This window comes from Nostoc paludosum FACHB-159 (genome assembly GCF_014698835.1).
GTDB classification, from domain to species: Bacteria; Cyanobacteriota; Cyanobacteriia; order Cyanobacteriales; family Nostocaceae; genus Nostoc; species Nostoc paludosum.
This window is the reverse complement of sequence record NZ_JACJTU010000002.1, coordinates 148,457-168,170: the sequence shown is the minus strand read 5'-3', so window position 1 is coordinate 168,170 and position 19,714 is coordinate 148,457. Positions and strand designations below refer to the sequence as shown.

The following is a 19,714-nucleotide window of genomic DNA, read 5'->3' as shown; positions in this document are numbered from 1 at the left end:
ATTAATAAATTGAGGATACAAGCTCCTTAATTTATTAATGGAAAATAAAAAAGTTATTCATTATTCAAGCCCCAATATGCGTTATGGGGTGTAATTACGAATTACGAATTATCAATTACGAATTACTTTGACTAATGACTAATAACAATTCGGTGCGAACAACGCCCGCACGTTCGTGACGAGCTAGCAATTTAACTGTGCTACCTTGGGTAGCACGTACTAACCATTCCACCTTGGCGCGATCGCTGGTAGGATCTCTTTGTGGTCTAGAAGGTACTGAAGGTTTGTAGGCACGTCCTTCTAATTGACCTAACTCTTCACGGCGCTTACCTGTTACCAATATTGCACCATCAGGCAATTCAATTTCACAGATGCAACCTCGTACCAGCTTTTTATCCAAGGCTTTTTGGGTGATGTATGTAGGCAACCAGCCTGTATTATGTATTACTAATCGCACTCGATAAGTATCATTACCCAAGTTCTGAACGCTGGCTTCATAAATTTCTAAACGAGGGGAAATCAACAGATGCCACACCAACCACTCAGGGAACAGGGCTATTTCCTTTTCGAGAAACTCTGGAGGTGGATTTGTCCAAGCGTACATTGTATCCCAACCACCCAGTTCAATCTTTCCAAGTTGGGGATGGTCGAAGGGATACCAATCTATGTAACCCTTACCTGATAGTTTTTCGTCGTTCCAGCGCAGGAGTTTCAAATCATCTTCTAAAGGGTGTTCTCGCCGCCAGTCAATGTATTTGTAATCAGCGATTCCGGCTTGGCGCTGGGGACTCCACACTTCTACTGTCCAGGCAAATAAACCTTGATATTCATAAGCCCAGTCATCAAATGTACCTGTAATTACGTCTTTGGGGTCGTAACGAAATTCATGAAAAGCAGAAATCGCTGGGTATTGGGTGAGTTCAGTACCTTTTTCGCCAATGCGTTGGTAAGTGCGGAGGTCGTTAACCGGGAATTCGTCGTCGCTAAGGTGGGTGTAAGGACGGATGAGGACACCGCTATACGTATGAAAAGCGATCGCCCCTGTAATATTCAGATGTGTGGTGATAAAATCGACGAGCGATCGTACTTCTGTTTCCGATGTTGGATAGGAACCAGCCCCCGGTTGCTCAAATTCTTGCCGCCACAAAGATGGAAAATTCCGGTTTAAGTCTAATCCTTCTTTAGTAGGCTGAATCTGAATCTGAACTCCGTCATAATTTTCTATTAATCCTTCTGGCAGTAAGCGATAATACTGACCACCTATTTCTGTTGGTTCGCGTCGCACCAACAACCGTGGTTCGCTGGGGCATACTTTCCAAGCGCCATTGGCATCGGGGATTCGCATCAGCAAAATCCGACCATCGCCATCGATATCTGACATGACTAACCCGTCGTTGGGTTCTTCATCATGGGGATAGGGACGGGTGGCTGAGCGAATAAATTTCGGCTTGTCAGCTAGTGCCAACTCCGCACCATCAGGGTTAACGCGGGGACAAATATAGAAGGTACGCGTATCCAAACAACGGGTAATTTCTGGGTGGGTGCCGTAGGCTGTAACTAACGTTTGCAAAAAGTACAGGCAAACACTCGACGGCGCCAGTTCAGTGGCGTGGATGTTGCCATCAATCCAGAGAGCAGGTTTTTCTACATCTAAACCAGTGGCGAAGTTAGTAACCGTTAATAGCCAGATGTCACGTTGTTCGTAACTCTTGCCGATGCTTTCGATGCGTACTAATTGCGGAAATTCCTCAGCATAACCGTGAAGAATAGGTGTCAGGTCTTCGTAACGGTAATATTTATCAAATCGAACATCTGGCATAACTAAACCTCACTATGCACCTGTCAATCGTAAATCTACAATATCACTGACGAATCAAGCATCCGGCCATAGCTCAAGAGCAACCAAAAAAGTGCGATGCCTACGGTGGTCACTTCGACAAAGCTCAGTGACCACCGTAGGCATCGCTAAAAGTGCTGAGTCATTTCAGCCAGAAGAAGCCAAAGATGAAGAATCTGTTAGTCGTCTTCACTCTCAAAATAATTTCTCGAATTTCCTCAATAAACTTATTAAATAATTATTAAAAATATATACAATCCTAAAATTTATGCCTGAAACTAATTAATAACAGGTCTAAGAACTAAATCTAATTTAGCACTCTCAGCTTGCAAGTGCTAAATTTTAACTAAAATTTCATAGGAAATAATTCAGGAGCTATTCGTCAGAATTCTCAAATTAAATTTTGTGGAATGCTGAAGGAATAAGTGAGCTTAAATCACTCCCTGATTACATTCTGAGTTTGAAATTTTATTTTAATACCTACGATATAGACAGGAATTACACTTTTTCTAGATGCTTTAGGTATTTGTAAAACATTATTTTAAGAATACAAATTTCACGGTAGTAATTAAAAACTGGGAGGATTACTATGAAATACACTTTTGATATTGTAGGAGTATCTCCACTTTTACAGTTTTTTGATCGCCAACAACAGAGTTGGGAACAACCAGCCCGCCAAGGCGTAGAATATTTGGGAATGCATACCTGTACGCTAGATACATTTCTCAAATCTCTAGAATCAGTTCCAGCGCAGCGGGGTTGGAATATGGATAGAGTTGTAGATACAGTGATTCAGTTTTGGGTAAATAATTCAGACAGTATTCGTTATTGGAAATTATGTTTAACTAATGCTGGGAAAGATAATTTATTAATCACAAGGTTGGCAGATATAACCGCTTTACAAGCTGAATTTGAATCACTATTAGATAAATAGGTATAAGAATCAGGTTTGATTCGGAGAATTTATTTGTCTGGGTAGAAAACAGGGAACACAGAAAAAGGAAGGCATAAGTTTAATGATTTTTTCAAAAATCAAATATGATTTCTATATATAGCAATCCTAAATGACTCGTGAAAAATATTGATAAGGAAACGACGCTTTCTCTGCAAGAGGCTTCCCCAACGCGTAGCCTCTCGTTAGAGAAGAACGCCTAGACACCTAGTGGCTTACCGTAGGGTAGGATGCAAAGATAAGAAAGAAGAAAGAGATATATAATTTTCACAAATGATTTAGGACTGCCATAGCAGTTATAATTAAGCTAAACCCATCTCTTTTTAGGGATGGCATTTGGTGTTGATTTTAGACTGTATGATTGATGATTTTTAACGGAAAGTAGTGTGAGAGGGTATTCCCATCGCAAGAAGGAATCGAATAAAAGACGCTTTTTTATAATTTAAAAACAACAAGAACCCGACTTTTTTGATCGGTCGGAGTTTTGAACTTTGGGATTTATTGCCTATTTCACTACTTATACAGGATTTACTTACGTGTACCAATTAAAGTTGCCCATTAATACTTATCTTTACTTTTAGCTTGAGTATTTTTTTATTCTGAAAACTCTTGTACATTCAAGCTTTGAAGGTCATAAGCACTTGCAATTTAAAATTTACTTTGTTTCAAATATTGCTCTCAGTGTTGACAATTCATAAATAATCGAATAACAAGGTGGCAGCAGCTTAAAAAAAAAGCGTTAGTGCATTCCTACCTAGAAACTAATTAACGCCCTTCATGAAACTTCATACGGAAAAGATAATTATGCCAGAAAATACTGAATACAAAGCTTCCAAGTCAGGAAATCAGAGTATTGCCTACAAAGAGCGCCTAAATTCTTGGGCGATCGCTCGTTTGCTTCCTGATACAGAACGGGAAATTGTTGCTCGCTTCCGTAGTCGTTCTAATGCAGATGGTTATATACAGCACTTACGCCAGGAGTTTCCAAACGCTTCTTTCGTGGTTGTGTTTGATTGTCAACGTGAAGAAGCTGTGATTTAAATTACAGGTTGTTTTTCAACTTTTGGATGGAGGTTTCTCCATCCGATAAAATTTTTGCTTTTCTGGGTGCGTTCTCTAGCTTGAAAATAGGGTTGACTGTTGAGTGATGACTGTTAACGGCAAAGAAATATTTCACGCTACTGTGGGGTAAACACCAGAATCGGTTTTCATATCTTGCCTCAAGGCTAAGGGTTTTCACCCATTTTTCTTATAAACTGCGATCGCAGATAAAAATACTGGCTAAAATGTCACAACCCTAGATTAAAATCCAAGCTTCGCTTCAAAATTCTGGAGTTAATCAACAAAGAGGACAAGGTGATAGGGAGACAAGGAAAGCCTTTTTAGACCATTAGACTTCTTGCAGAAGTCGGTGAAAGGGGAAAGGGGGAAAGGTTTGGTATTTTCCTTTCCCCTTTAACATGTATCCCTTTTCCCACAAGAGTGCAAAAAACACTTTTGCAAGAGACTCCATGAACACAATTCACAACGAAGGAATGAAAATATTTCTTTCCTAGTCACCAGTCCCCAGTCCCTATTTTCAAGGCAGGTCTATTAACTGTCAGGGATAACAGTCATCAGTCATCACGAAATTCCACCCCCTTCTCATCTTCTGACAAAGGTTTTCGTAAAAAATACAAGTACTTTACTTCAAAAAAATTCCGTAATTGCCCCCTTGCCATTCATATTTTAGATTACTTAAAAGTGAAAGTTAGCACAAAAAGCCCCGAAAGTGCTGGAGGGTTAATAAGTGGTCAAACAGCACCAACGTGATTGGTTCAAAGCTGTGAAATTTTGCCGCAAACGACAATTCCTAGCACTTTGGCTAGGGATTTTATTTTCAATTTGCGTAATCTTACTGTGGCAAAAACTCTTATTGCCAATTGCAGGGTTATTAACACAATTTACAATGATTGCTGGATTGTTTATTGCTGGGTTATTGGTTATCAGCACGGTGACATTATCAATTTATTTTGCCCTAAAAATGAAAGCAAATAACCAGCAGATAACAGCAAAAAATCATGAGTTAGCGCACAGGATTTTTGAACAAAAACAGATAGAAATTGCTCTTTGCAAAAGTGAAAATCGTCTGCGGCAGCTGTTGGAAACTGTCAAAGTTATCCCTTGGGAATTAGACCTAAAAACTTGGCGATTTATCTACGTGGGGCCCCAAGCGGTAGACTTACTAAATTATCCGATCGCCCAATGGTATGAGGAAAATTTTTGGGTCAATCATCTACATCCACATGACCGAGAAAAATCTGTTCGTTTTTGTCAAGAAGCAACTGCTAGGTGCGAAAATCACGAATTGGAATACCGCATGTTAGCAGCGGACGGGCGAGTTATTTGGCTGCGAGACGTTGTTAGCGTAGTTCACGAAGCCGGAACCCCTACGATGCTGAGGGGATTTATGTTTGATATTACTGATATGAAACTGGTTGAAGAAACCTTGAGACTCAGGGAAAGGGCACTTGCAGCTACCAGTAATGGAATTATTATTACTGATGCCAGACTTGCATATAATCCAGTTATTTATGTCAACCCAGCTTTTGAGGAGATAACAGGTTACAGTGCTACTGATGTAATTGGGCAAAACTGTCGATTTTTGCAAGGCTCAGATACCAAACAATTGGCACTCGATGAACTACGGTCATCTATTAAAGCAGGAAAAAGTTGTAAAGTAGTTCTCCGCAACTATCGCAAGGATGGGAAGTTATTTTGGAATCAATTGAATATTTCTCCTATTCATGATGAAAATGGCAAGTTAAGTCATTTCATTGGCATTCAGACAGACATTAGTGATGTCTACAACGAGCTGCGCTTACGCAAACTTGCCGAAGCCCGTCTGCGTAACCAAGCCCTCACTTTTGAAAATATCCATGATGGCGCGATCATCACGGATTTAACAGGAAGTATCATTGACTGGAATCCTGCCGCCGAAAGCATGTTTGGCTACACCAAAGCCGAGGTATTGGGTAAAACTCCAAGTATTTTACATAAACCGGAAGTAGTCGCAACATTAACCACCGAAGTTCTCCAAACAGTCACTCAGAAAGGACGCTGGTCAGGAGAAATAAATTTTATTCGTAAAGACGGCACTCAAGGAATTTGCGAAACAACGGTAGCATCTTTACAGGATGAACAAGGGCAAATTGTTGCTACTATTGGCATCAATCACGACATTACCGAAAACAAACGAGCCAAAGAAGCACTGCAAAGGCAATTACATCGCACCCTACTACTCGAACAAATTACTCAAGAAATTCGCCAAAGTCTAGACACAAGCAAAATCTTTCAGACAGCTGCTACTCAAATTGGCAAAGCATTTCGAGTCGATCGCTGTTTAATTCATTCTTACATTCATGACCCCATCCCCCGAATTCCTCTAGTCGCAGAATATAACGTTCTCCCTGATTACTGCTCGATATTCAACTTAGAAGTTTTGATACCTAACAATCCCCATACCGAGCAGATGATGGCACAAGAAAGTGCGATCGCCTCCCCAGATGTTTACGTCGATCCTTTATTCCAAGGGGCTGAGCTTACCTGCCAAAAAATTGGGCTAAAATCCATGCTTTCAGTCCGCACTTCTTACCAAGGGGAACCGAATGGTGCTATAATTTTACACCAATGTAGCCATTTTCGCCAGTGGACACAAGATGAAATTGAATTACTAGAAGCAGTGGCAGCTCAGTTGGGTATTGCTTTGGCACAAGCTCACTTACTCGAACAAGAAACCCGGCAACGTGAAGAACTCACTTTGAAAAACTTTGCCTTGGAGCGAGCCAAACGTCAGGCAGAAGCCGCAAATCTCGCCAAAAGCGAATTTTTGGCAATGATGAGCCACGAAATTCGTACCCCCATGAATGCTGTTATTGCCATGACAGGTCTGTTACTGGATACTGAATTGACACCCCAGCAGCAAGACTTTGTGGAAACAGTTCGCAGCAGTGGAGATGCTTTACTCACCATCATCAACGACATTTTAGATTTCTCCAAAATTGAGTCGGGCAAACTGGAATTAGAAGAACAGCCCTTTGATTTGAGAACTTGTGTCGAACAGGCTATCTACGTGTTAGCTCCGAAAGCTGCCCAAAAGGATATTGAATTAGCTTATTTAATCGAGCCGCAAGTTCCGACTCACATCATCGGCGACTTAACTCGTTTGCGCCAAGTCTTGATGAACCTGCTCAACAATGCCATCAAGTTTACTGAAAATGGAGAAGTGGTACTTTCTGTGGGATTAGGGACTGGCGATTTAACTCAACAAACTTCTTCCCAATCCCCAATCCCTAGTACCCAGTCCCCAGTCCCCAGTCCCCAGTCCCCAGTCCCCAGTCCCCAATCCCCAGCCCCCAATCCCCAGTCCCCAGTCCAAATTCAATTTGCCATCAAAGACACAGGTATTGGCATTGCACCAGAAAAAATAGAACGGTTATTTCAACCTTTTACTCAGGCTGATGTCTCCATGACTCGCCGATATGGCGGTACAGGATTGGGATTGGTAATCAGCAAGCGGCTTAGTCAGATGATGGGCGGTACCCTTTGGGTAGAAAGTCAGGGGTTTGTTGGTGGCAATCCTGGTACATGGAAAAGTCAAAAATCATCCTCTTACTCTTGCCAAGGTTCAACATTCTACTTCACCATTAAAGCCCAAGTGGCTCCTGTGGGAGAACAAGCTGAATTTAGCAATTTGTTAGTGCAGCTAGCTGGAAAGCGGCTATTGATTGTGGATGACAACCTCACTAACCGCACAATTGTTAGCTTGCAAGCAGAGTCTTGGCAGATGCAAACTTATGCTGCCAAATCTGGTAAAGAAGCTTTAGCTCAACTTGCTCAGGGAACCCAGTTTGACATAGCCATTTTGGATATGCAGATGCCAGAAATGGATGGTTTAAGCTTGGCTCGTGAAATCCGCAAGGAATCTGGCTGTGAAAATTTGCCTTTGGTAATGCTGACCCCTTTGGGTAAACTAGAAACTTCTCTTAATTTTGGTGATGTGCAGTTTGCTGCTTCTTTGAGCAAACCAATTAAACAGTCTCAACTTTATGATGTTGTTACCCGTGTTTTGGGTAATCAAACGACTCCAGCCAGTATTTCTCCTTGCCATTCTCCCTCAGTCGATCCGCATTTGGCATATCGATCGCCACTGCGGATTCTGTTAGCAGAAGATACACTTGTTAATCAGAAAGTTGCTCTACTGATGCTACAGAAAATGAGTTATCAGGCAGATGTCGTAACTAATGGGCTAGAAGTGTTGAAAGCGTTGGAAAAACAGCCCTATGACGTAGTTTTGATGGATGTCCACATGCCCGAAATGGATGGGTTGGAAACAACTCGAAGAATTTATCAACAATGGGAAGTTGGTTTTCGTCCCTATATCATTGCGATCACTGCCAATGCCATGCGGGGCGATCGCGAAGCTTGTCTAGCTGCTGGGATGAATGACTATATTAGTAAACCTGTGCAGATCGAACAGTTAGCCCAAGCACTCAGTAAATGCCCACCCCAAAGAACTCAACAAGATCGAGTCATGTCCTGGGAATTGCAACCACCGGACAATATACTCCAAAAGAAACAAGACCAAACATTCAATAATGTCAATATTGATGCTAAAACCATCAAATCTTTACGGGATATACTCAGAGGAGATCGTGCGGCATTTGCAGAACTGATTGAATGTTATCTTACAGAAACTCCGAAACTGGTGCAAAATATCAGCACAGCGATCGCAACTCAAGATGCCCAGACTTTATGGAAGACAGCACATCAACTTAAATCCAGCAGCGCCTCTGTGGGAGCCATGACCCTGGCACAACTTTGCAAGCAATTAGAAAGACAAGGACGAAGTAATAAATTCCAAAGCAGCCTAGAGTCAATATCACAACTACACCAAGAATATGAACAAGTTAAAACTGCCCTGCAAAAAGAACTTGCCAAGGAAGGACAATGAAAGCCAACCCTCAAGAAAGCCAATCATTAGTTTTAATCGTTGATGATGAACCATTCATTCGCATGATTTTACGCAATTTCTTGGAGCGGGAAGCGTATCAAATAGTCGAAGCTCGAAATGGTATAGAGGCTTTAACTATGTATAACAAAGTTCACCCAGACATAGTACTCCTTGATGCCATCATGCCGGATATGGATGGGTTTGAGTGTTGCACTCAGTTGCAAATTCTTGATTGTAGCAAGCACATCCCAGTATTAATGATTACAGGGCTTGAGGATGAAGAGTCAGTTGACCGTGCATTTGAAGTCGGGGCAATGGACTATATTACCAAACCGATTCACTGGCCAGTTTTGCGACAACGGGTAAAACGCTTAATTCAACAATCTCAGTTACAACAAAAACTCGAAGCCGTGAATCTGGAATTGCAGCGATTAGTTACTATTGATGGATTAACTGAGGTGGCAAACCGCCGGGGGTTTGAGGAGTATTTTTACCAAGAGTGGCAGCGGATGAAACGGGAACAACAGCCACTTTCTTTGATCCTTTGCGATGTTGATTTTTTCAAATCATACAACGATACTTATGGTCATCGAGTAGGCGATCGCTGTCTCATTAAAATTGCTCAAGCTATCAAAGATATTGTCAAACGCCCTGGAGATTTAGTTGCTCGTTATGGTGGCGAAGAATTTGCTGTTATTTTACCTAACACAGACACCCAAGGGGCGACTTATGTTGCCGAAAAAATTTGCGATGCTGTTCGTAAATTGGCAATTCCTCATCAAAATTCCCAAGTTAGTCGTCATGTGACCATCAGCGCCGGGTTTACCACAGTAATTCCTCAACTAAATTCTGATTTGGAAGAAATGTTTGCCGCAGCAGACCGCGCATTGTATCAAGCAAAAAAAGCAGGACGCGATCGCTTTGTGCACATTATTCTAGCTACTCAAAAGTAAACTACCCCCACAATACGCCGGGATGGGGGGATGATTTTGATGCAAATTCCAAAATTCTCTCACACTTATGCAACCCCATAATTTTAAGTTTGCAATTTTAAATTTGCGATCGTGCAGTTGAAGCATAGTTTACGATATAAACCTAGCGTAATATCATGTCACTTTAAAGACTTATAATATTTAATCTCTATTGCCTATTGCCTGTTCCCTCCCCAAAAATTAATTTACCTTTTCCATTGAAATTTACCCAAAATATTAACTTTAGTGGCAAAAGATGAAGTAAGATTCACATTTATAACAGTATCCATATAATTGCATAATTGCAGCTTAAAAACAGTTCAGTGCGATGATTAATAAATATACTTTTAAAGTATTCTTAAGAAATAAATTATACAATCTTGAGGGGGGAGCGTCTCGCTCGTCTGCAATCATGAGCGATCGAGATGCACAACCCACAAGAAATAATTGGATATTTTTTTACTTGCAATTCCCTAAGATTTCAATGTTCTGGTTATTACCAGTGAGTGTATTTGTATCTCTGGGTTGCCTACCTTCTCCACCCCTAAAAGCTCAGGCTGCTGATACGACACAACTACCAAATAGCAATTCGCTCTTGTCCCAACAAATCCCACCGCCACAGGATGTCCAACCACCTGCACCTTCCCCACTTCCCTCACCGGAAGTACCACAACCGCTTCCCCCACCAGCACAACTATTTCCATCCCCTACCCCAACTCTTACACCTGAGCAACCGATTCCTAATAAGTCTCCTCAAACTATTATTGTTGAACGGTTTGAAGTTATTGGCAGCACAGTTTTCACTCCCGAACAGTTAGCCGAAGCTACTGCGGAATTTACTAAACGACCGATTTCCCTCACCGAAGTCTATCAGGCACGCTCCAAAATTACTGAGCTGTATGTCAAAAATGGTTACATTACTTCTGGTGCCTATATTCCACCTCAAACAATCCAATCCGGTGTTGTTAAAATTCAGGTTGTTGAAGGTAAATTAGAAGACATTCAAATAACTGGTACTCGGCGGTTGAACCCCAACTATATTCGCAGCCGACTAGCAATAGCTACATCACCTCCTCTAAATCGGCAGCGTTTGTTGGAAGCATTACAGCTTTTGCAACTTAATCCTTTGATTGAAAATCTGTCTGCTGAACTTTCAGCGGGGTCGCGCACCGGTGTGAGTTTGTTAGAAGTCAAAATTAGCGAAGCAAAAACCTTTAGTAGCCAAATAGCTTTAGATAATGGGCGATCGCCTAGTGTCGGTAGTTTCCGACGCCGATTACAATTGAACGAAGCCAACTTATTGGGATTGGGAGATAGTCTAGGTGTAGCTTACACTAATACCGATGGTAGTAACTCCTTTGACGCCAGCTACACCTTACCCCTCAATGCCCGCAACGGCACCCTTAGTTTCAACTATGGCATCACATCGAGCAATGTCATTGAACCTCCTTTCGAGATTTTAGATATCGAATCAGATTCTCGTTATTATGAACTGACATTTCGGCAGCCAATACTTCAAACTCCCACACGAGAATTGGCCATTGGGTTAACAGCTTCGCGGCGGGAAAGCGATATCTCGTCCTTATTACAGAGAGAAGGGGTGCCCGCATCTGAAATTTCACCTGGAGCTGACGAACAGGGACGCACTAGGATATCTGCATTGCGATTTTTTCAAGAATGGACTTCTCGCAACAGCCGTGAAGTTATCGCCCTTCGGTCTCAATTCAACTTGGGCATTGGTGCGTTGGATGCCACGATTAATGAAAATCCTCCCGATAGCCGTTTTTTTGCTTGGCAAGGACAAGCCCAGTGGGCACGTCTTTTAGCTCCTGAAACCTTACTTTTACTGCGTTTAAATACACAATTAGCATCCAGAAGACTTTTGCCCATAGAACAATTTGGCTTGGGTGGGCAAGATAGCATTCGGGGCTACCGTCAGGATTATTTGTTAACAGATAATGGCACTTTTGTTTCAGCTGAAGTTCAAATACCGATTCTACGTTTATCCCAGATAAATAGTACTTTGCAGGTCGTCCCTTTTGTTGATTTTGGTGTTGGTTGGAACAGTTCTGGTAGAGAGAATCCCGACCCTAATACCCTAGCCGCCGTTGGTTTGGGGTTGCGTTGGTCGCAGGGATCGCGCTTCACTGTTCGTCTGGACTGGGGAATTCCTTTAGTGTCTGTTGAATCGGGCGATCGCACATTACAAGAAAATGGTTTGTACTTTAGCTTACTCTATAATCCTTTTTAAATCATTTACCAAAACAAGGCAAAAGTTAAAAATAAAAAATAGTTAGTAGCAACGCTCTAAATTTATTTCTGGAAAATAAAATCAAGATTTGTTACTTTCTGAGAAGCCGTTTTGTGGCTAGAGGATACCTTGTGGAAAAATAACCTGTAGTGACGGCGGTTTGAGACCACTCCTGTCAAAAATTAAAATCCATAAATATAAGTAAGTCGGTGTTGAAAATTGTCGTTATGACAAGGCAGGAGGCAAAAGGCAGAAGGCAGAAGGGAAGAGCTTTTTGGGCCACTTTACTTTTCGTTACATATTTTGGTTTTTTTACCCCGTTCTACTTACAGCGTATTTCAGGTAAATGAAGTAAACGAGTAGGGTCACCAAGCTTAGCGCCTCTACGATTATCTATACCTCAGTTTCAGAGCAATCTGCTGTCACCTAATAATCATTTAAATTGCATCCCCACGTCTCCCCTTACCCGCCTCAGAGTGTCTTTGTAGAGCTAAGGATTATGCAACTTAAAGGCAGATTAAACCGCGTCTACCTTGAAATACCTAGTTTTTTCAGAATTGACTTTTATTCCCAAATCCTATACTCTTCCCCTAACCGTGTTACCTGTTAAGAGTTACCTTTTGAAAAACTCCATTTGTCAACTTGGACGAGGTTTAACTTATCAGTATTTTATTTTTAATTTTTACTTTGATATTTTGAATTTCTCAGAATGATGCAGTAATAAACGATTGTTGCATACTCCGTGGTTTTTGCGGAATATCAACATCACTGAAAAATAAAAATCCGCAAATATACTAAGTTTCAGCTTCTGTGTTTTATTTTATTTTGGGTATCCTAAAAAAGGAAAGGTTAGATGATATAGACCAAGGAATAAAGTTGATAAATTATGCATGAGTTGAGAAAACAGATAGTTAAAAAATTAACCATATCATTACAAAAGGGAAATTCTCAAAATAAAAGTCAGTTTGGCTCGTTATACAAATTTTGTCATCTATAGATAGCAATAAATTTAATTGAGTAAAATTCCCAAAAGCAGATATGAAAAATCTGAACTTATGGGAGGAGTATTTTTCAGACTAAGACCCAAATATATGAGAATTTGAGGAAGAATCATGCTAGGAAATGAGCGTGAAAAAATACGCCATCTGTTGGTCATCCAAGACCTACAAGGGCGGCGAACTGTCCCCTTAAGAGAGGCTACTTATTCTCTAGGACGGCATCCCGCGAATACTATTGTCCTAGCTTCTCGATCAGTATCAATGCAACATGCTATTTTATTGCGGGTAACTGTTCCAGAAACTGACCAATATGGCTTTCAGATTATTGATGGAAATTATAAGGGAAAAGGAAGTACCAATGGCTTATTTGTGAATGGCGATCGCTGCTTCTCTCACAACCTCAAGCATGGAGATGTCATTGCCTTTGGGAGTAATCAAGCTCAAGCTAAATATTATGCTATTTCCAATCTTTCTGAACAAGCATTTTCTGAATCTTCTGGCGTTGAAGATTTATCTGGTTTTTTATCAGAGCAAGGCAATCCTGCCAATCCTTTTCAAACCCTAGCCGTCGATCCTACCTTTGAAGCAGCTAGCGAAACTGCTCTTGCTCGTCTAGCCTCCTTCCCAGAACTAATTCCCAATCCAATTATTGAGATGGATTTAGAGGGAAGAGTAACTTATCTCAATCCAGCCGCAACTCTCAAGTTTCCTAAACTCAGGGAAATTGGGATGAAACACCCAATTTTAAAAGGACTGTTGAGTGCAGTTAACAATTTAGAAAAAAACTCATTTATGCGGGAGGTGGAAGTAGGTACAGAAGTTTTTGAACAATCAGTTCTCTACCTTCCTGAGAGCGATTTAATTAGAACTTTTATTGCTAGGGATATTACTGAGCAAAAACAAGCAACAGCTGAACTACGCCAGCGCGATCGCTTGCTACAAGCGGTTGCAGAAGCAGCCAATTATTTGCTGGGCGAACTAAACTACGAAACAGGCATTGAGAAAGCTCTAGTTGTTTTGGGCGAAGCCGCCAAAGCCGATCGCGTTTATCTTTTTCAAAATCATCCTCATCCGGCTACAGGAGAAATAGCAGTCAGCCTGCGATTTGAATGGACACACTCTTTTATTGAACCTACTTACAAAAATTGGCAAAATCAGCCTTATGAAGCTTCTGGATTAACCCGTTGGTATAATATTCTCTCTACCGGGCAGTTAATTAGCGGACTCACCCGAACATTCCCCGTCGCCGAACAAGAATTATTGATTCGAGATAGCGTTCAATCCCTACTTCTAGTGCCTCTGCGCCTAGAGAACGAGTTTTGGGGTTATCTTGGTTTGGCAGACTGCGCCTATGAACGTCATTGGTCAAAGCACGAAGAATCCACCTTATTGACAATGGCTGCCAGTATTATAGGTGCGCGGCAACGTCAGCAAGTAGAAGAAAAGATTCGCTATCAAGCCCTCCATGATATGCTCACAGGCTTACCCAATCGTCTATTATTTGACGAGATGTTGAGCAAAGCCCTGCCTAACGCAAGTCGCAATGGGGAAAGTTTAGCTGCGATCTTTCTCGACTTAGATCGCTTCAAAGTGATTAACGACACCCTTGGGCATACACTGGGAGACAAGCTATTACAAAACGTTGCCCAAAGATTAAAAGACTCACTCAGAAAGGGAGATACCGTAGCCCGTTGGGGAGGCGATGAATTTACAATTTTACTCCCGCGAGTGAATAATATCGAAGAAGTAACCCAAGTAGCACAGAGAATCTTACAAACCTTAGAGGATGCCTTTCATCTCCAAGGGCACGAACTTTACATCAGTGCCAGCCTTGGTATTGCGTTGCTCGATAACAACAGTCCTGACGCCGAAACACTAATCCAGCACGCAGATACCGCTTTGTATCATGCTAAAGACAAAGGACGAAATAATTACCAATTCTACAGCGCTTCTCTGAGCGCCAAAAATCCTGAACTCCTGACTTTAGAGAAAAGCTTGCGCTATGCCCTAGAACGCAAAGAATTTTCTTTGTACTATCAACCTCGTGTGAACATTGCCACAGGGGAAATTACTGGAATGGAGGCTTTGTTGCGTTGGCAGCACCCAGAAATGGGATTGGTCGCCCCCAGTGTTTTCATTCCCCTGGCCGAACAAAGCGGATTAATTGTCCCCATCGGCGAATGGGCGCTGCGGACAGCCTGTAGGCAAAATAAAGCTTGGCAAGATGCAGGATTATCACCCCTGATGATGGCGGTTAATCTTTCTCTCAAACAGTTTCGTCAACCCAAATTAGTAGAGACTGTAGCTAAAATTCTTGAACAAACCGGGCTAGAAGCTCACTTTTTAGAGTTAGAAATTACTGAAAGCACAGCCATTGAAGATTTAGACTTCACCCGCAGCGTATTACAAGAGTTACAGCAAATGGGCGTTCACCTCTCCATTGATGATTTTGGTACTGGTCATTCTTCACTCTCCCGCCTACAGCTTTTGCCACTCCACAATTTAAAAATCGATAAGTCTTTTGTCCAAGATTTGACGCGTGATGTCAAAGTTGCTCATATTATCAAGGCCATAGTTAGCTTGGGGCAGAGTTTAGGGTTGAGGTTGACAGCCGAAGGGGTAGAGAACGAAGAAGAATTGGAGTTTTTAAAGTCTATCAATTGCGAGGATGTACAAGGTTTTCTATTCTACCGACCACTTTCGGCCCAGAAGGCAACAGAAATTCTCGAAAGCAAGCGACCAACGATTTAGGACTAGTGAACGCCAATCTCCGGTGCGCTTACAGAAGAAAGGCAGAGGGCAGGAGGCAGAAGGCTTGATGAGAAAAAATCCTTTAGGGGTGGGTTTAAAGCCGACCAAGAAAAAAAGATTCATGTTGAGACGCGCAGCGCCAGACATGAAGCGTCCAAGTTTTCAATCCCACTATTTGCGCGTGGGTTCCCTTCTAGCTTGAAAATGCTCCTTCGATGAGTATCTATATAGCTCAGTCCCATACCACATTTTCATGCTTAGCTGTGAAACTTGTTTCATCGGGACTGCCCTCTGCCTTGCCTACGGGACGCTGCGCGAACGTACTTCTGCCTTCTGAATCATTTTTCCTGCCAGCAGACTATTGACTTCCAGATAATCTATTGAGAAACTAATAGTTAGTTTATCTAACTAAAATAGGTGCATCGAAACTTGTGACAATACTTACGGGAAAAATCAACCGATCGCAACCTCCCAACGAGCCAAAATCGCTGATTTTGGAAACTGAGGGACTGACGCGCCGCTTTGGCAAGTTAACCGCTGTTAATGACCTGAGCATATCTGTGGAACGAGGTGAAATATTTGGGCTGCTTGGCCCGAATGGGGCAGGTAAAAGTACAGTAATAAAAATGTTGACAACTTTACTGCCTATCAGTGCGGGGACAGCAATCTTAGCCGGCTATGACGTGACTCGTCAATCCGATGCTGTCAGACGCGCCATTGGCTATGTACCCCAAGCGCTGTCTGCGGATGGGAGCCTTACGGGTTACGAAAATCTGTTAATCTTTGCCAAGCTGTATGAAATACCGAAAAAAGGACGCGATCGCCGCATCTGGGAAATTTTAGAATACATGGGTTTGCAAGATGCTGGCAAGCGCTTGGTACGCACCTACTCCGGTGGCATGATCCGCAAGCTGGAAATTGCCCAATCGATTTTGCATCAACCGGAAATTTTATTTTTGGATGAGCCGACTGTAGGACTAGACCCCATCGCCCGCACGCAAGTATGGCAACTCGTTCAACAACTCTGTATTGATTACGGCACAACTATATTTTTAACAACTCACTTTTTGGAAGAAGCAGACAGTCTGTGCGATCGAGTGGTAATTATGCAACAAGGCCAAGTCGTGACCACAGGCGCACCGAGCGACTTGAAAGCCTCCTTGGGCAAAGCAAACGCAACTTTGGATGATGTCTTTATTCACTACACAGGCAACCAGTTAACATCAGGAGTCAACTACCGTGACACAGCGAGAACCAGACGCACTGCTGGGCGGTTGGGTTAAAGTACAGCAGCTACAACCTACCCACCGACGTAATTTAATCTCTGCAATTAGCGAACTAGCGACAAAAACCCTAGCGATCGCTGAATTGGAAGTACGCAAACTCCGCCACGACCCCACTGATTTAATCGTTCGAGCCGTGCAGCCAAGCTTATGGTTGCTGATTTTTGGGCAAGTTTTCTCCCGGACTCGTGCCATTCCCACAGGTGACTTACCTTATCTAGATTTCATCAGTGCTGGGATTCTGGCTCAGAGCGTCCTGTTTGTGGCAATTTTTACTGGTGGAATGACGCTGATTTGGGAACGGGATTTAGGGATTGTGCATAAATTCCTAGCTAGTCCGACACCCCGTGTGGCGATGGTTTTGGGCAAAGCCCTGGCGTGTGGGGTGCGGTGCTTATCACAGGTTGCGGTCATTTACACACTAGCATTTGTATTAGGTGTCAAACTCAATCTCCATCCGCTTGCGATTTTGCAAGTGTTACTGTTGGTGATGCTGGGGGCTGCTTGCTTTTGTCTTTTTTCCTTAATCATTGGCTGTTTAGTGAAAACGCGAGAACGGATGACAGGTATTGGGCAATTATTAACGATGCCCTTATTTTTTGCTAGCAATGCCATCTATCCCATCTCGTTGATGCCCGACTGGTTAAAATTCATTTCCCATTTAAATCCTTTGACTTATGAGGTGGATGGTTTACGCGGCACCATGTTGCTCAACGGCACTAGCATCTATGGGTTTGGTCTCGATTGTACAATTCTCTTGTTAACATTAATAATCTTAGCCATCATTGGTGGACGACTTTATCCACGGGTGGCAATGTAATCAGGAGAACAACAATCCCATGACCTTGGATAAACCAACTCAAGGTACAACTTCCGAAGAATGTGCTGCCAGAGTAATGGAAACAGTTCCACTAGTGATGCGGTTTATCCGAGCCGATATGCGTGCCCACAGTGCCGCTTTTTTATCTATACCTCAGTTGCGATCGCTAGCATTCATCAACCGCAATCCCGGTGCTTCGTTATCTGACCTGGCAGAGCATTTGGGTGTCACCTCTGCCACAGCATCAGCGACCATAGAACGCCTAGTACAACGCAACTTTGTCGAACGCATCGCTGATCCTCAAGAGCGGCGGCGAGTGCTGCTCAATCTGACTGAGGAAGGAAAACAGCAACTCAAACAATCCCAAGATCAAACTCGCGCTCATATTACCGACCTGCTCCAAGGTCTGACAGAAGAACAAATTTCCAACATTGAAGAAGGCTTAACTCTACTAAAAAATGTCTTCGAGCAAACAGAAATCAAATCGCCATAGCCCTGTTGTTGCACAGCACGATCCCTTTGCAGCCCTGAGGTTTCGGGACTATCGGCTATTTACCATTGGACGCCTACTGCTGTTCGTGGGGTCGCAAATGCAAACCGTAGCCATTGGCTGGGAACTCTATGAGCTTACTGGCTCGGCTCTGGTGTTAGGTGGTGTGGGGCTAGCGCAAGTTTTACCGATGATTGCACTCACCTTAATTGCTGGAGACATAGCCGATCGCCGCGAGCGCAAACTCACCATGTTACTCTCAGTCATGTTGCTGGCTTTGTGTTCCCTGGGTTTAGCAGTACTTTCCTATACTCAAGGCGTAGTTTTTCTGATTTACGCCTGCTTGGTTTTAACGGGTGTTGCTAAGGCATTTCTCAAGCCTGCCAGCGATGCGTTGATGTGGCAGTTAATACCTGTGAGTGCTTTTACCAACGCTGCTACGTGGAATAGTAGTAGCTTTCAGCTAGCGTCAGTCATCGGTCCCGCCTTGGGAGGATTCGGGATTGCGCTGTTGGGAAGCGCCACAGGAGTATATGTAGCAGCAGCGATCGCTGCATTGCTGTGTTTCATTTTAACCCTGGCGATTACAGAGAAAAAAGGCGTCCGCGTTACTGAACCAATATCAATCAAAGCCCTCGCCGCTGGTGCTAAATTTGTCTGGGAAAATCAGTTAATCTTAGCGGCAATTACATTAGATATGTTTGCTGTATTGTTGGGTGGTGCGATCGCATTACTACCTATCTTTGCCAAAGATATTTTACATGTCGGCCCAGTGGAGTTGGGATACCTGCAAGCAGCGAATTCCATCGGTGCTTTAACTATGGCCATTACCTTAGCGTATCTACCACCATTACGCAAAGCAGGCCCGGCTTTGTTGTGGTCAGTAGTTGGCTTTGGCATTGTCACAATTATCTTTGGGCTTTCTCGTTCGTTTTGGCTATCTATGTTGATGTTAATACTCGCTGGCGCACTCGATAGTATCAGCGTTGTGATTCGCCATACACTAGTTCAAATCCGAACGCCAGATTATTTACGCGGGCGGGTTGCTGCTATCAATAGCGTGTTTATTAGTGCTTCAAATGAATTAGGGGGCTTTGAATCAGGCTTGACTGCTGCCTTATTTGGCCCGGTGGTTTCCGTTGTTGGTGGTGGAATTGGCACAATTTTAGTAGTAATTGCTACAGCAATGCTTTGGCCGGGAATTCGTAAGTTAGGGGCTTTGCAGGAGTATAAGGTAAGTGAGTAGAGGCAGGAGGCAGGAGGCAGCAGGCAGGAGGCAGGAGGCAGAAGGCAGGAGGCAGCAGGCAGAAGTTTAATGCAACAATTTTGAATTTTGAATTGATTTGTCTCCCCTGCCTGCCTTAACAGA

12 protein-coding genes are annotated in these 19,714 nt (G+C 42.8%); 11 read left to right on the top strand and 1 reads right to left on the bottom strand.

Translation table 11 applies throughout. The features are described from left to right. Nucleotides 1-115: 115 nt before the first annotated feature. On the bottom strand, nucleotides 116-1,819 hold the full coding sequence (locus H6H03_RS03125) for a M14 family metallopeptidase (RefSeq protein WP_190953677.1): 1,704 nt from the start codon (nucleotides 1,817-1,819) through the stop codon (nucleotides 116-118). 127 nt (nucleotides 1,820-1,946) lie between these two features. Between H6H03_RS03125 and H6H03_RS41120 the strand changes: the two genes are divergently transcribed. From H6H03_RS41120 to H6H03_RS03075, 11 genes are all read left to right on the top strand, one after another. Next, nucleotides 1,947-2,075, top strand: a complete 129-nt coding sequence (locus H6H03_RS41120) for a hypothetical protein (protein WP_277926134.1) — start codon at nucleotides 1,947-1,949, stop codon at nucleotides 2,073-2,075. A 351-nt stretch (nucleotides 2,076-2,426) separates the two neighbouring features. Beyond that, a complete protein-coding gene (locus H6H03_RS03120) occupies nucleotides 2,427-2,771 on the top strand; it encodes a hypothetical protein (protein WP_190953676.1) in 345 nt (114 codons plus the stop codon). Between the two features lie 822 nt (nucleotides 2,772-3,593). Then, nucleotides 3,594-3,830 carry a hypothetical protein gene (locus tag H6H03_RS03115; protein WP_190953675.1) on the top strand — a complete coding sequence of 79 codons (237 nt, stop codon included), beginning with the start codon at nucleotides 3,594-3,596 and terminating at the stop codon, nucleotides 3,828-3,830. A gap of 748 nt (nucleotides 3,831-4,578) precedes the next feature. Further along, nucleotides 4,579-8,781: a PAS domain S-box protein gene (locus H6H03_RS03110; protein WP_313931779.1), complete on the top strand. Its 4,203-nt coding sequence runs from the start codon at nucleotides 4,579-4,581 to the stop codon at nucleotides 8,779-8,781. After that, on the top strand, nucleotides 8,778-9,734 hold the full coding sequence (locus H6H03_RS03105) for a GGDEF domain-containing response regulator (protein ID WP_190953674.1): 957 nt from the start codon (nucleotides 8,778-8,780) through the stop codon (nucleotides 9,732-9,734). Before H6H03_RS03110 ends, H6H03_RS03105 begins: the two co-directional genes overlap by 4 nt. Before the next feature lie 502 nt (nucleotides 9,735-10,236). Beyond that, nucleotides 10,237-12,003 (top strand): ShlB/FhaC/HecB family hemolysin secretion/activation protein, encoded by a 1,767-nt coding sequence (locus H6H03_RS03100; RefSeq protein WP_190953823.1) that lies wholly within the window; start codon nucleotides 10,237-10,239, stop codon nucleotides 12,001-12,003. A 1,112-nt stretch (nucleotides 12,004-13,115) separates the two neighbouring features. After that, a complete protein-coding gene (locus tag H6H03_RS03095) occupies nucleotides 13,116-15,752 on the top strand; it encodes an EAL domain-containing protein (RefSeq protein WP_190953673.1) in 2,637 nt (878 codons plus the stop codon). Between the two features lie 431 nt (nucleotides 15,753-16,183). Beyond that, nucleotides 16,184-17,035, top strand: coding sequence for an ABC transporter ATP-binding protein (locus H6H03_RS03090; RefSeq protein ID WP_190953672.1), 852 nt, complete (start codon nucleotides 16,184-16,186; stop codon nucleotides 17,033-17,035). Further along, complete coding sequence (locus H6H03_RS03085) at nucleotides 16,992-17,855, top strand: ABC transporter permease (protein WP_190953671.1); 864 nt, start codon at nucleotides 16,992-16,994, stop codon at nucleotides 17,853-17,855. Before H6H03_RS03090 ends, H6H03_RS03085 begins: the two co-directional genes overlap by 44 nt. A gap of 19 nt (nucleotides 17,856-17,874) precedes the next feature. Beyond that, nucleotides 17,875-18,348, top strand: a complete 474-nt coding sequence (locus tag H6H03_RS03080; RefSeq protein WP_190953670.1) for a MarR family winged helix-turn-helix transcriptional regulator — start codon at nucleotides 17,875-17,877, stop codon at nucleotides 18,346-18,348. Further along, nucleotides 18,314-19,591: an MFS transporter gene (locus H6H03_RS03075; protein WP_190953669.1), complete on the top strand. Its 1,278-nt coding sequence runs from the start codon at nucleotides 18,314-18,316 to the stop codon at nucleotides 19,589-19,591. The genes H6H03_RS03080 and H6H03_RS03075 overlap by 35 nt, the downstream gene beginning before the upstream one ends. Nucleotides 19,592-19,714: the final 123 nt, after the last annotated feature.

What these genes read in the sequence shown, in the direction of transcription:
- H6H03_RS03105 (WP_190953674.1), top strand. Translation starts at nt 8,778, where the DNA reads ATGAAAGCCAACCCTCAAGAAAGCCAATCATTAGTTTTAATCGTTGAT.
- H6H03_RS03100 (WP_190953823.1), top strand. Translation starts at nt 10,237, where the DNA reads ATGTTCTGGTTATTACCAGTGAGTGTATTTGTATCTCTGGGTTGCCTA.
- H6H03_RS03075 (WP_190953669.1), top strand. Translation starts at nt 18,314, where the DNA reads ATGTCTTCGAGCAAACAGAAATCAAATCGCCATAGCCCTGTTGTTGCA.
- H6H03_RS03080 (WP_190953670.1), top strand. Translation starts at nt 17,875, where the DNA reads ATGACCTTGGATAAACCAACTCAAGGTACAACTTCCGAAGAATGTGCT.
- H6H03_RS03125 (WP_190953677.1), bottom strand. Translation starts at nt 1,819, where the DNA reads ATGCCAGATGTTCGATTTGATAAATATTACCGTTACGAAGACCTGACA.
- H6H03_RS03095 (WP_190953673.1), top strand. Translation starts at nt 13,116, where the DNA reads ATGCTAGGAAATGAGCGTGAAAAAATACGCCATCTGTTGGTCATCCAA.
- H6H03_RS03115 (WP_190953675.1), top strand. Translation starts at nt 3,594, where the DNA reads ATGCCAGAAAATACTGAATACAAAGCTTCCAAGTCAGGAAATCAGAGT.
- H6H03_RS03120 (WP_190953676.1), top strand. Translation starts at nt 2,427, where the DNA reads ATGAAATACACTTTTGATATTGTAGGAGTATCTCCACTTTTACAGTTT.